This window comes from Pseudomonas sp. Bout1 (assembly GCF_034314165.1).
Classification (GTDB): Bacteria; Pseudomonadota; Gammaproteobacteria; order Pseudomonadales; family Pseudomonadaceae; genus Aquipseudomonas.
Genome location: NZ_JAVIWK010000001.1, coordinates 6,175,566 through 6,188,860 on the forward strand (window position 1 = coordinate 6,175,566; position 13,295 = coordinate 6,188,860).

Here is a 13,295-nt window from a genome sequence, read left to right on the forward strand (position 1 = left end):
CGACAATGCTAGTGGCCTGACCGTTAAATAACCATCCCAACCGTTTAGCGGAACGGCGGCTCGTCGAAGCTGCGCAGTTTGCGCGAGTGCAGCGAGTTGAGTTCGGTGCGCAACAGGTCCACCGCCTCGATACCGATCTTCAAGTGCTGGCTGACCGCACGCTCATAGAAGGCGTTGGCCGAACCCGGCAACTTGATCTCGCTGTGCAACGGTTTGTCCGACACACACAGCAGCGTGCCGTACGGCACCCGCAGGCGGTAGCCCTGGGCGGCGATGGTGCCGCTTTCCATGTCCACCGCCACAGCGCGGGACAGGTTGATCAGCGGCCGTTCCTGAGCCCAGCGCAGTTCCCAGTTGCGGTCGTCGTAGGTCAACACGGTGCCGGTGCGCAGGCGTTTTTTCAGCTCTTCGCCCTTCTCGCCGGTGACATTGGCCGCTGCCTGCTGCAAGGCCATCTGCACTTCGGCCAGGGCCGGGATCGGGATGTTCGGCGGCACCACGCGGTCAAGAATCCCGTCGCGACGCATGTACGCGTGAGCCAGCACGTAGTCGCCTATGGTCTGGGACTGGCGCAAGCCGCCGCAGTGGCCAATCATCAGCCAGCAATGCGGGCGCAATACGGCCAGGTGATCAGTGATGTTCTTGGCGTTGGACGGGCCCACGCCGATGTTCACCAAGGTCACACCGTGGCCGTCGCTGGCCTGCAAGTGGTAGGCCGGCATCTGGTAACGGTGCCAGACCACGCCTGCGGCGATGGCAGACGCTTCGCCGTGGTCCATGCTCTTGTCGATGATCACATTGCCCGGCAGCACCATGCGAATAAAGCGCGGGTCACTGCGCAGCTGTTCCAGGCCATGCACGATGAACTGGTCAACGTAGCGGTGGTAGTTGGTCAGCAGGATCCACGGCTGCACATGGCGCCAGTCGCTGCCGGTGTAGTGCACTAGGCGGCGCAGGGAGAAGTCGACGCGGGCGGCGTCGAACAGTGCCAATGGCAGCGGATCGGTGTTTTCCCAGTCGTAGAGACCATCGGCGATGCCATCGGTGGCAGCCGACAGGTCGGTACTCGGAAATACCCGCGCCAGCGTGGCGGCGGTCACACCGGAGCCGGCGAGTTCGTCGCCCTGCTCAACCACGTACGGGTAAGGAATATTCTGCTGGCTGACGCCCACTTCCACCGTCACGGTGAAGTCGTGCATCAACGGCACCAGTTGCTCCAGCAGGTATTTGCGGAAGGCTGACGGATGAGTGACGGTGACGCTGTAGGTCCCCGGCAACTGGACCTTGGCGTACGCCCGCGTGGTCTGTGGGACTTCGCCCTGCACCAGGTAGGTCAGGCGAAGTTCCGGGTAGCGAAACATCGCGCGTTGTTCGGCATCGGGTTCGACGCGGTCTTTGAGGTAGCGCTTGAGGGCTTGATTGAGCGCGCCGGTAGCACGCTCATGGAGAGCCGCCAGCCGATCCACGGCTTCTTCGGCGGTTTGAACGACAACAAAAGCTTCGGTCACGGTAAGCATCCTGTGTTCTGACTTGCAGGCCTTCATCTTGCCTGTATCCCTGGCGCACTGGAACACCGGAATTGGAATGCGCCTGCAAGAACCCTGCATTCCCTGTGGGAGCTGGCTTGCCTGCGATGGCGGTCTGCCTATTGCATTGATGCCAGCTGGCCCACCGCTATCGCAGCCAAGCCAGCTCCCACATTTTTGACCGCGTTTATTCAGGAAAACAGCGGTGTCGACCGGGCAACAATGGCCTCCACATCCACACCTCGCGGTAAGGTGCCATACGCCCGACCCGACGACCCGCCCAGCCGGCTGGCGATAAAACCGTCACTGACGCTGGCATTGCCCGCCTCCAGCAACAGCTTGGCCTGCAATGCCACGGCAATGTCCTCGGTCAGTTGCCGGGCACGGTATTGGATGTCCTGGGTGTCCATAAACGCTGACTTCAACTGCTCGATGTGCCGCGCCAGGTGCTTGTGACCGTGGCCATCCCCCAACTCGACAAACAACGCCTCCAACACGCCCGGCTCTTTCGACAAGGCCCGCAGCACATCCAGGCACTGCACATTGCCGGAACCTTCCCACGTCGAGTTGACCGGCGCCTCACGGTACAGACGCGGCAGGATGCTGTCTTCGACATACCCCGCACCGCCCATGCACTCGGCGGCCTCATTGATCATCGCCGGGGCGCGCTTGCAGATCCAATACTTGCCCACCGCCGTTACCAGCCGGGCGAATTTGGCTTCCTGTTCATTATCCAGATGGTCCAACGCGCGGCCCATGCGCATGCTCAAGGCCAGGGACGCCTCGCTTTCCAGGGCCAGGTCGGCCAGCACGTTTTGCATCAGGGGTTGTTCACTGAGCACACGGCCGCCTACCAGGCGATGGGCGCAATGGTGACTGGCTTGGGTCAGCGCCTGGCGCATCAGGGCGCTGGAGCCGACCATGCAATCGAAACGGGTCATGGCCACCATTTCGATAATGGTTGGTACGCCACGCCCTTCTTCACCGATCATCCAGGCCAGCGCGCCACGAAACTCCACTTCGCTGGAGGCATTGGAGCAATTGCCCAGTTTGTTTTTCAGGCGCTGGATGTAGAACTCGTTGCGGGTGTCATCCGGGCGGTGCCGGGGCAGCAGGAAACAGGTCAGACCCTTGTCGGTCTGGGCCAGGGTCAGGAAACCATCGCACATCGGCGCCGAACAGAACCACTTGTGCCCCACCAGTTCATACGCCTGGCCCGGGCCTCCGGCGCCCACCGGGTACGCGCGGGTGGTGTTGGCACGCACGTCGGTGCCGCCCTGTTTCTCGGTCATGGCCATACCAATGGTGGCGCCGGCCTTGTGGGCGATGCCGACGTTGCGCGGGTCGTATTCGGTGGCGAGGATTTTCGGCAGCCAGGTTTCAGCCAGGTCCGGCTGCAAACGCAGGGCCGGCACGCAGGCGAAGGTCATGGTCAACGGGCAGCCGGTACCGGCTTCGGCCTGGCTGTGCAGGTAGGTCATCGCCGCGCGAGCCACATGGGCGCCGGATTGCGGATGAGCCCACGGCAACGACGGCAAGCCATGTTCGACGGCGGTGCGCATCAGCTCGTGGTAGGCCGGGTGAAACTCCACCAGGTCGATGCGATGGCCAAAACGGTCATGGCTGTTAAATACCGGCTTGTTCTGGTTGGCCAAAAAACCCGCTTCCATCAGCGGCCCGCCCGCCAGCGCGCCATAGGTGTCGATGCGCTGTTCAGCCCAGCCAGCGCCAAAGCGCCGCGACCAGTCTTGCAGCGGCAAATCGATACGGTACAGGTTGGCACCATCAAGCGACGGCGGCTGGTTGGTGACGTCGTGGGTTTCGGCAAACTGATGCAGGTTCATGACGGGCCTCCTGAAAAAAGGCCACGTTCATTGAGGCCTTAATTTCAGTTAAGCACCGCCACCGTGGTTAAAAAAGTGGCATAAACGCCTAATTGGCGGCGCTTTCACCCTCAACCTGATGCAACACCCGCAGTTGCAGCACCCATTGCAACGCGTCGAAGCGCACGGGCTTGGCCAATCGGTCGGTAACACCCACGCCGTGGCAGCCCTCACGTTCCGGCGCCTGCAACGAGGTGCTCAAGGCGATCACCGGCAATTCGCCACAGTCCGGCAACGCACGAATCTGGCAGCACAGCGAGAACCCGCCTTCTGGTACATCCAGTAGCACCGCATCAAATGTTTCGCGCTGCAACAGCGCCAGGGCGGCAGGCCCGTTGTCGATGGTTTTTACGCGGTAACCGAGCTTGAGCAACATGCCGCGCACCACCAGTTGCGCCACGCTATTGTCGTCCACCAATAGCAGCGTGCACTCCTGAGGAGTGCGTTGTACCCGCGGTACTCGGCGTACGGGCGCAGGCGCTGCCGGAATCGGTCTGACGCCAAGCTCCAGCTGAAAACGGCTGCCGCGCCGTGGCTCGGAATTGTGGGTCAGGCGGCCGCCAAGCAGCTCGATCAGTTGCCGGCAGATGGCCAGGCCGATGCCCATGCCGCCGTATCGACGGGTGGTCGAGCCATCGAGCTGGAAGAAACGCTGATACAGGGTCGCCTCATCGAGGTAGGCGAACCCGATGCCGGTGTCGGTCACAATAAAGGTCAGGCGCAACGTCCCGTCGGCGTGGGGCACGCCAACTACCCGCACACGAACCGAGCCTTCGTGAGTGAATTTGAAGGCATTGTCCAACAGGCAATCCAGGCATTGCGCCAGCTTGTCGCGATCACCATCAATGCGCTCTGGTAGCTCATCCGCCAGATCAATCGAAAACTCCAGGCCTTTGCTCTGGGCGCTCGCCGCGAACTGCTGGCGCAAGGTGTCGAGCAACCCACGCAGGCTGAACTCCTGGGGTTGCGGGCTAAGGCGCCCGGCTTGCAATTCGGTGAGGGTGAGGATGCCGTTGACCATGCGCATCATCTCGCGGGCCGAGCCGGCGGCGGTCTGGTGGTACTGCGCAAGCTCGCCTTGCAGCGGCTCGGTCTGCATCAACTCCAGGGAACCGATCACGCCGTTCATCGGCGTGCGCAGCTCGTGGGTCAGGGTGGCGAGAAATTCGTCCTTGAGCTGGTTGCTGTGGGCCAGTTGCGTGTTGAGCACTTCCAGCTTCTGGCTGGCATCCAGCTGGATCTGCACCTGTTGCTCGCGCATCGAATTGATCCGGTCGGCCAGGGCCAGGGACAACAAGGCCACTTCAAGTGCCGAACCGATCTGGCTGGCGTACATCGTGAGGAACACATTGGGCAGGTAGCCCAGCACCATCATCGTATTCACCACGCCGCCCAACAGGAATGCGGTCCAGGCAATGATGAAGTAACGCGCCATCCGTTGGCCGCAGTACCAGGCCTTGATGGCCGCGACGAAGATGGTCACGGTAAATACCAGCGCCAAGCCAGTAGCCAGGCGCAGCGCCAGCGCATAGCTGGTGAACAGCGCCAACACCATCACCGCCGCGCCACTGAACGCCAGCACCCACAACAGCCGGTTGATCCAGCGACTGTAAAGCGCGGTGTGCAGGAAGCTGCGCGCAAACAGGCTGCCGAACAGCGCCGCCGAACCGATCAAGAACGGTACCGCCGCATTCGCCCACCACGGGTTATTGGGCCAGAAGTACTGCACGGCCACGCCGTTGACCGAGAGTTGATACAGGCCGAACGAGGCAATATAGAGGATGTAATACAGGTAGCTGGTGTCGCGCACGCTCACATAGATGAACAGGTTGTAGACCAGCATGCCGAGCAACACACCGTAGATCACACCCAGCACATAGAGGCGCAACGGTTGTTCTTCAAGATACGCGGTGGTGGACCAGAGGGTCAGCGGCGCCTGGATCGAACCTTGGCTTTGCAGGCGCAGGTACAGGGTTTGCTGCTGGCCGGGGACGAAGTCGAGCTTGAACAGGTAGTTGCTCTGGCGAATTTCGCGGCTGGAAAACGGCAGGCTGCTGCCGGTGCGCGAGACCAGTCGATAGTTACCGACGCTGTCGGGCTGGTACAGCTCCAGTTGGTTCAGCGGCGGGTAGGCCAGTTCCAGCAGCCAGCGGCGCGGTGCGTCCGGGCGCTGTGCACGGTAATGCAGGTCGACCTTGAGCCAGAACACCGAGCGCGAATAGCCGGCATTCAGGGTGGCCTTGTCATGGGTCTTGAAGCGACTGGCGAGCACCGGCGAGCTGATATCGCCAATCGTCAGGGCGCCACTTGGGTCTTCAAGCACTTGCATCACTTGGCCCAGGGGCAACCGCGTGGTGGCTTCGTTGAACTCGACTGCGCCGGCCAGCATCGGCAGCCCGGTCATCAGTAACATCAGCAAATAGCGCATAGAGCCCCAGCGTGGCCTGTCCGGTTATGTCAAAAGCCTCCATTCCTTTTGAGCAGACGTAAACCGGCGATACAGTTATTGGTTTGGATCCACTCTAGCATAGCCATTACAGGCCAAAAGACACCATTGAAATAATTTTTTGAAAGGCTCTAGAGCAGGTGTTACAGAGCATTTGGCCTGTATTTTTCGATGATAGCAAATAGCTATTTATGCCGGCTCATCCACTAAAAATTCAACCACCTCCCAACAGCCACCCAAAAAGCGTTTGGTGGTAAGCTCGCGCACCATGAATATCTACAGCTCTCGCCCCGTTGTCCTCTGTCTCTCCGGCCATGATCCCAGTGGTGGCGCCGGCTTGCAGGCAGATATCGAAGCCCTGCTCGCCCAGGGTTGTCATGCGGCCCCGGCCGTCACCGCGCTGACTGTGCAGAACACCGTCAACGTCAGCGATTTCCGCGTACTGGACCGCGAGTGGGTTCTGGCCCAGGCCAACGCCGTGCTCGGCGACTCGCAGGTTGCGGCGGTGAAACTGGGCATGCTCGGTTCCCTGGAGATGGTCGACACCGTGGTCGAACTGCTCAAGGCGCACCCGCATTTGCCAGTGGTCTGCGACCCGGTGCTGCGCGCCGGTGGCGGCGGTAGCCTGGGCAAGGATGAAGTCGGCTACGCGATGCGCGAGCGGCTGTTGCCGCTGTCGCTGATTGCCACGCCCAACCTGCCCGAAGCGCGCATCCTCGCCGAACTGCCCGAAGGCACGGCAGACGAATGCGCTGCGAAACTGCTGCCTTTTATCAAGCACCTGCTGATCACCGGCGGCCATGGCGACGAACACGAGGTGCATAACCGCCTCTACAACCGTGATGGCACACACCAGACCTTTACCTGCCAGCGCTTGCCCGGCAGCTATCACGGCTCCGGCTGCACCCTGGCCAGCGCGCTGGCCGGTCGGCTGGCACAAGCCGAAGGCTTGGTGAGCGCGGTGCAATCGGCCCTCAACTACACTTGGCGCACCCTGCGTGACGCTGAACAACTCGGCCAGGGGCAATTTGTGCCTCGTCGTCTGCCGCTGGATTTCTGCTCGTAACACCAAGAGGCCTGCCCGATGAAACTACGTGGCCTGTATGCCATTACCGACAGCCAACTGTTGGCCGGCAAATTCCTGGCCTACGTCGAAGCGGCGTTGGACGGTGGCGTGACCCTGCTGCAATACCGCGATAAAAGCAGCGACGAAGCGCGCCGCCTGCGGGAAGCCGAAAAACTGCGGGAGCTGTGCTCGCGCTACAAGACGCAATTGATCATCAACGATGACGCTGAACTGGCCGCGCGCCTCGGCGTCGGCGTGCACCTGGGCCAGACCGACGGCCCGTTGACCCCGGCGCGCGCGCTGTTGGGTTCCAAGGCGATCATCGGTTCCACCTGCCACAGCCAGATCGAACTGGCCGAGCAGGCCGCCAAAGAGGGCGCCAGCTATGTCGCCTTCGGCCGCTTCTTCAATTCCAACACCAAGCCCGGTGCCCCGGCAGCCACCGTTGAACTGCTGGCCCAGGCCCGCGCGCGCCTACACCTGCCGATCTGCGTGATCGGCGGCATCACCCTGGAAAACGCCGAGCCGCTGGTGGCCCATGGCGCCGACCTGCTGGCCGTGGTCCACGGCCTGTTTGGCGCCGACAGCACGGCAGAAGTCACCCGCCGCGCCCGCGCCTTCAACGAATTGCTCAAGCCTCAATAATCGATTTCAGAGAGCCCGATCATGTCCCGTTCCGAAACCCTGTTTGCCAATGCCCAAAAACACATCCCCGGCGGTGTGAACTCCCCCGTGCGAGCGTTCAAGAGCGTTGGCGGCACGCCGTTGTTCTTCAAGCATGCCGAGGGCGCCTACGTCACCGACGAAGATGACAAGCGCTACGTCGACTACGTGGGTTCGTGGGGCCCGATGATCCTCGGCCACAGCCACCCGGACGTGCTGGACGCGGTGCGTCAGCAACTGCAACACGGCTTGTCGTATGGCGCCCCCACCGCCATGGAAACCGAGATGGCCGACCTGGTGTGCTCCATCGTGCCGTCCATGGAGATGGTGCGGATGGTCAGCTCCGGCACCGAAGCCACCATGAGTGCGATCCGCCTGGCCCGTGGCTTCACTGGCCGCGACAGCATCATCAAGTTCGAAGGCTGCTACCACGGCCACTCCGACAGCCTGCTGGTCAAGGCCGGTTCCGGCGCCCTGACCCAGGGCGTACCGAGCTCTGCCGGTGTGCCGGCCGCGTTTGCCAAACACACCCTGACCCTGCCGTTCAACGACATCGCCGCCGTCGAGCAGATGCTCAACGAAGTCGGCCAGGAAGTGGCCTGCATTATCGTCGAGCCAGTGGCCGGCAACATGAACTGCGTACCGCCGGCGCCGGGCTTTCTGGAAGGCCTGCGCGAACAGTGTGACAAGCACGGCGTGGTACTGATTTTTGATGAAGTGATGACCGGTTTCCGGGTGGCCCTCGGCGGCGCCCAGGCTCACTATGGCGTAACGCCAGACCTGAGCACCTTCGGCAAGATCATCGGCGGCGGTATGCCGGTGGGCTGCTTCGGCGGCAAGCGCGAAATCATGCAACACATCGCACCGCTGGGCCCGGTGTACCAGGCGGGCACGCTCTCGGGTAACCCGCTGGCCATGGCCGCCGGCCTGACCACCCTGCGCCTGATCAGCCGCCCGGGCTTCCACGCCGAGCTGACCGACTACACCACCCGCCTGCTGGACGGCCTGCAACAGCGCGCCGATGCCGCCGGTATTCCGTTCGTCACCACGCAAGCGGGCGGCATGTTCGGCCTGTACTTCAGCGGCGCCGACGACATCGTCACCTTCGACGACGTGATGGGCAGCGATGCCGACCTGTTCAAGCGCTTCTTCCACTTGATGCTGGACGGCGGTGTGTACCTGGCACCGAGCGCCTTTGAAGCCGGGTTCACCTCGATCGCCCATGGTGATGCCGAGCTGAAGCTGACACTGGACGCCGCTGAACGCGCCTTCGCCGCCTTGAAATAAGTGGCTCAAAAATCTGCCGTCGCCCCTGGCGGCGTCAGATTTGCTACTTTGCTTACAGACATTTCCGTCTTTTTTCGAGAATTCACCTGCAATCCGGCAGATAACTTGCCCACGCAGCAGAAAAACGAGTAAAGACTTTGTAAGCAGGTGCCTGCTTATTTCATAATGCGCGCTTATTGGATCCCCCCGTGGGTCCCGCGCCCCGTCAGAGGTAAGTCGATTCCCATGAAACGCACCGGCCGCACCCTGGTTCTGGGCTGCCTGTTGCTCCTTCAGCCACTGCTGGCGTTTGCCCAGGCAGGCGGCAACTCGTTGTTAATCCCAGCGATGGGTCGTTGCACCCTCAATACCCAGCCAGAAAGCCAGGCCGAAGCCCTGAGCGCGTGCCAGAAGCAGGCCGACGGCGGGGATGCGCAGGCGCAATACGAGTTGGGCGAGTACTTCTACGACAGTAAAAACCCCGCACGCGACCTCAACAAGGCCTTGAGCTACTTCGAGAAAGCCTCGTTGCAGGGCCACGCCCAGGCGCAATTCCAGCTGGGCACCATGTTTTTCCACGGCGAAGGCGTACCGGCCAATAACGTTCAGGCGTATATCGTGCTGAAAATGGCGGCGGTCAATGGCGCCGAAGACGCGCTGGACACGGCCGATGAAGTGGCCGAACACATGCAACGCGACGAACTGGAAGTGGCGACTCAGGTACTGGGGCAGATTTTCCGCAACTACCTGCAGGAACTGCAGAGCGCAGATGGCAGCTCGCCATTTTCGCCACTGCCCTGAGTTTTGTAGCGCCTTTACTGCCGCCTTCGCGAGCAAGCTCGCTCCCACATTCAACTGCATTCCAAAGGTGGAACTCGGTCGAGCGTGGGAGCGGGCTTGCTCGCGAAGGGGTCGACGCGGTCTTGAGCCTTACTTCTCTGGCATCGGCATCGGAAACGGCATGACATTGCTCATGCCCCGGGCCTCGCTGATTTTCGGCGTGCCCAGGCGCTCGACCTCATCGATGCGCACAATCGAATGCATCGGCACAAAACTGCGCACCACGCCTTCGAACTGTGCCTTGAGTTTTTCCTCGCCCGGGTCGACGACCAACTGTGTGCGCTCGCCAAAGACGAACTCTTCCACTTCCAGGAAGCCCCACAGATCACTTTGATAGATCTGCTTGGCGTACATTTCGAACACCTGGCCCTGGTTAAGGAAAATCACCTTGTAGATTGGAGCTTCACGTTTGGTCATGGTGGGCGGGTAACACATCGGGGGATATAAAAGAGGGCGCGAACTATAGCATGGCGTCCGATGCACAGTGCTAGGAACCTATCGGCATGCCCCCTATAATGCGCGGTTCTTTACCACCAGTTGACGATCCCCATGGCCAAGAAGCTTTACATCGAAACCCACGGTTGCCAGATGAACGAGTACGACAGCTCGCGCATGGTCGATCTGCTGGGTGAACATCAGGCCCTGGAAGTCACCGCCCGCGCTGAAGACGCCGACGTGATCCTGCTCAATACCTGCTCGATCCGCGAGCGGGCCCAAGACCGGGTCTACTCGCAGTTGGGCCGCTGGCGCGAATTGAAGCTGGCCAACCCGGACATGGTGATCGCTGTGGGCGGTTGCGTGGCCAGCCAGGAAGGCGCTGCCATTCGCGACCGCGCACCCTATGTGGACGTGGTCTTCGGCCCGCAAACCCTGCACCGCCTGCCGGAAATGATCGACGCCGCACGCCTCACCAAGCTGCCGCAGGTCGACGTCTCGTTCCCGGAAATCGAAAAATTCGACCACCTGCCCGAGCCGCGCATCGACGGCCCGAGCGCGTATGTGTCGGTGATGGAAGGCTGCAGCAAGTACTGCACCTTCTGTGTGGTGCCGTACACCCGCGGCGAAGAGGTCAGCCGCCCGTTCGACGACGTGCTGGCAGAAATCATCCACCTGGCCGAGAACGGCGTGCGTGAAGTGACCCTGCTGGGGCAGAACGTCAACGGCTATCGCGGCCAGACCCACGACGGGCGCCTGGCCGACCTCGCGGAGTTGATCCGTGTCGTCGCCGCTGTCGATGGCATCGAGCGGATTCGCTACACCACCTCGCACCCGCTGGAGTTTTCCGACAGCCTGATCCAGGCCCACGCCGACGTGCCGGAGTTGGTCAAGCACCTGCACTTGCCGGTGCAATCGGGTTCGGACCGCATTCTCTCGGCGATGAAGCGCAACCACACGGCCCTGGAATACAAATCCAAACTGCGCAAATTGCGTGCAGCGGTACCGGGCATATGCATCAGCTCGGACTTTATCGTCGGCTTCCCCGGGGAAACCGAGAAAGATTTCCAGCAGACCATGAAGCTGATTGAAGACGTCGGTTTCGACTTCTCCTACTCGTTCGTCTACAGCCAGCGACCAGGCACCCCGGCGGCCGACCTGCTCGACGAGACTCCGGAAGCGTTGAAGAAAGAGCGTTTGAACGCGCTGCAACATCGCCTCAACCAGCAGGGTTTCGAGATCAGCCGACAGATGGTGGGCTCGACCCAGCGCATCCTGGTCACCGACTACTCGAAAAAGGACCCTGGCGAATTGCAGGGCCGCACCGAGAACAACCGGATCGTCAACTTCCGCTGCGATAATCCGACGCTGATCGGGCAGTTCGCCGACGTGCACATCGACGCGGCGCAACCGCACTCGCTGCGCGGCTCGCTGATTAACTGAGACCCCGGGTTTCAAGGCAAATGAAGATCAAATGTGGGAGCTGGCTTGCCTGCGATTGCGATATAACAGGCAGCATATATTTCGGCCGTGCCGGCCCCATCGCAGGCAAGCCAGCTCCCACAGTAGATCCCCGTTGTTCTTGAGAGCGGGCCCAGGCCATATAAGTGCTTTCGTACCCGCGCCACTGGCGTTATCCTTGATTTCATCTTAATTGCCCCAGGGCGGCTAAAAGCGACCTTGAACGCACCCATAGAACCACATCGTTTCCTTCTCGAGCCCTTTGAGGCTCGCCGTTTCGCCAATCTGTGCGGACAGTTCGACGAGCACCTGCGCCTGATCGAACAACGCCTGAGCATCGAGATCCGCAACCGCGGCAATCAGTTCGAGCTCATTGGTGAACCCGAACACACCACCTCGGCAGAAAACCTTCTGCGCCGCCTCTACCGGGAAACCAAAGGTAGCGAGCTGTCGCCGGAAACGGTGCACCTGTACCTGCAGGAATCTGCGGTGCAAGACCTTGCCAATAACCCGGTGGCCGAAGCCAGCGTCGCGTTGCGCACCAAAAAAGGCATGATTCGCCCTCGCGGCCTGAATCAGCAGCGCTACGTCAAAGAGATCCTGGGCAACGACATCAACTTCGGCATCGGCCCGGCGGGTACCGGCAAGACCTACCTGGCCGTGGCCTGTGCGGTCGACGCCCTGGAGCGCGAGCAGGTGCGACGCATCCTGCTGGTGCGCCCGGCGGTAGAGGCCGGCGAGAAACTCGGCTTTTTGCCTGGTGACCTGGCCCAGAAGATCGACCCGTACCTGCGCCCGCTCTACGACGCGCTCTACGAGATGCTCGGCTTCGAATACGTGGCCAAGCTGATCGAGCGCCAGGTGATCGAGATCGCCCCGCTGGCCTACATGCGCGGCCGTACGCTGAACAACAGCTTCATCATCCTCGACGAAAGCCAGAACACCACCGTCGAGCAGATGAAAATGTTCCTGACCCGGATCGGCTTCGGCTCCACGGCCGTGATCACCGGCGACGTCACCCAGGTCGACCTGCCCAAGGGCACCAAGTCGGGCCTGGCCCAGGTGATCGACGTGCTCAAGGACGTGCCGGGGATCAGCTTCACGCATTTCATGCCCAAAGACGTGGTACGTCACCCGCTGGTGCAGCGCATTGTCGAAGCCTACGAGCGCTTCGAACACCGCGACGACCAGCCGGCCAAGGACACCCGCCGCGATGCTTGAGCTTGACCTGCAACTGGCCACCGAAGCGCCCGCCCCCAGCGAAGAACAGTTGCGCCAATGGTGCACCCTGGCCCTGCGCCAGCGCACCGCCGACTCGGAACTGACCATTCGCCTGGTGGATGAGCCCGAAGGCCGTGAACTGAATCACACCTGGCGCCAAAAAGACTACGCGACCAACGTGCTGTCGTTTCCCGCCGACGTACCCGACGAGCTACTGGATATCCCATTGCTGGGCGACCTGGTGATCTGCGTCGAGGTGGTCGAGCGTGAAGCAAAGGAGCAGGGCAAGGAACTTGAGGCCCATTGGGCCCATCTAGTCATCCACGGCTGCTTGCATCTCTTGGGTTACGACCATATAGACGATGACGAAGCCGAAGAAATGGAAGCACTGGAACGAACGTTGCTTGCAGAACTGGGTCATCGTGACCCGTATGCAGACGACGAAATTGCAACTACACCTAACTGAAACAACAAAGGATTTAGAGTAA

General features: G+C 61.4%; 11 protein-coding genes. 7 read left to right on the plus strand and 4 right to left on the minus strand.

From position 1 onward, the window contains the following. Positions 1 to 44: 44 nt before the first annotated feature. The 3 genes from amn to RGV33_RS28620 form a co-directional block, all read right to left on the minus strand. Positions 45 to 1,544, minus strand: coding sequence for an AMP nucleosidase (amn, locus tag RGV33_RS28610; RefSeq protein ID WP_172834544.1), 1,500 nt, complete (start codon positions 1,542 to 1,544; stop codon positions 45 to 47). A gap of 173 nt (positions 1,545 to 1,717) precedes the next feature. Then, positions 1,718 to 3,370 (minus strand): acyl-CoA dehydrogenase family protein, encoded by a 1,653-nt coding sequence (locus tag RGV33_RS28615; RefSeq protein ID WP_322147686.1) that lies wholly within the window; start codon positions 3,368 to 3,370, stop codon positions 1,718 to 1,720. An 88-nt stretch (positions 3,371 to 3,458) separates the two neighbouring features. Then, positions 3,459 to 5,837 (minus strand): 7TM diverse intracellular signaling domain-containing protein, encoded by a 2,379-nt coding sequence (locus RGV33_RS28620; RefSeq protein ID WP_322147688.1) that lies wholly within the window; start codon positions 5,835 to 5,837, stop codon positions 3,459 to 3,461. A gap of 286 nt (positions 5,838 to 6,123) precedes the next feature. On the opposite strand from RGV33_RS28620, the gene RGV33_RS28625 reads away from it, so the two are divergent. The 4 genes from RGV33_RS28625 (at position 6,124) to RGV33_RS28640 (ending at position 9,651) form a co-directional block, all read left to right on the plus strand. Then, positions 6,124 to 6,921 (plus strand): hydroxymethylpyrimidine/phosphomethylpyrimidine kinase, encoded by a 798-nt coding sequence (locus RGV33_RS28625; protein ID WP_322147689.1) that lies wholly within the window; start codon positions 6,124 to 6,126, stop codon positions 6,919 to 6,921. 18 nt (positions 6,922 to 6,939) lie between these two features. Beyond that, positions 6,940 to 7,566 (plus strand): thiamine phosphate synthase, encoded by a 627-nt coding sequence (gene thiE / locus RGV33_RS28630; protein ID WP_322147691.1) that lies wholly within the window; start codon positions 6,940 to 6,942, stop codon positions 7,564 to 7,566. Positions 7,567 to 7,587: 21 nt separating this feature from the next. Then, on the plus strand, positions 7,588 to 8,871 hold the full coding sequence (gene hemL / locus RGV33_RS28635) for a glutamate-1-semialdehyde 2,1-aminomutase (protein ID WP_322147692.1): 1,284 nt from the start codon (positions 7,588 to 7,590) through the stop codon (positions 8,869 to 8,871). 225 nt (positions 8,872 to 9,096) lie between these two features. Further along, on the plus strand, positions 9,097 to 9,651 hold the full coding sequence (locus RGV33_RS28640; RefSeq protein ID WP_017476238.1) for a tetratricopeptide repeat protein: 555 nt from the start codon (positions 9,097 to 9,099) through the stop codon (positions 9,649 to 9,651). A gap of 129 nt (positions 9,652 to 9,780) precedes the next feature. Here RGV33_RS28640 and RGV33_RS28645 read toward each other — a convergent pair whose 3' ends face one another. Next, positions 9,781 to 10,107: a DUF1820 family protein gene (locus RGV33_RS28645; RefSeq protein ID WP_003215457.1), complete on the minus strand. Its 327-nt coding sequence runs from the start codon at positions 10,105 to 10,107 to the stop codon at positions 9,781 to 9,783. Positions 10,108 to 10,239: 132 nt separating this feature from the next. Between RGV33_RS28645 and miaB the strand changes: the two genes are divergently transcribed. The 3 genes from miaB to ybeY all read left to right on the plus strand — a co-directional run bounded on the left by miaB (position 10,240) and on the right by ybeY (position 13,273). Further along, positions 10,240 to 11,568: a tRNA (N6-isopentenyl adenosine(37)-C2)-methylthiotransferase MiaB gene (miaB, locus tag RGV33_RS28650; RefSeq protein WP_322147694.1), complete on the plus strand. Its 1,329-nt coding sequence runs from the start codon at positions 10,240 to 10,242 to the stop codon at positions 11,566 to 11,568. 237 nt (positions 11,569 to 11,805) lie between these two features. Beyond that, positions 11,806 to 12,807 carry a PhoH family protein gene (locus RGV33_RS28655; protein WP_076014077.1) on the plus strand — a complete coding sequence of 334 codons (1,002 nt, stop codon included), beginning with the start codon at positions 11,806 to 11,808 and terminating at the stop codon, positions 12,805 to 12,807. Further along, a complete protein-coding gene (gene ybeY / locus RGV33_RS28660; RefSeq protein ID WP_322147696.1) occupies positions 12,800 to 13,273 on the plus strand; it encodes an rRNA maturation RNase YbeY in 474 nt (157 codons plus the stop codon). The genes RGV33_RS28655 and ybeY overlap by 8 nt, the downstream gene beginning before the upstream one ends. Positions 13,274 to 13,295 lie beyond the last annotated feature (22 nt).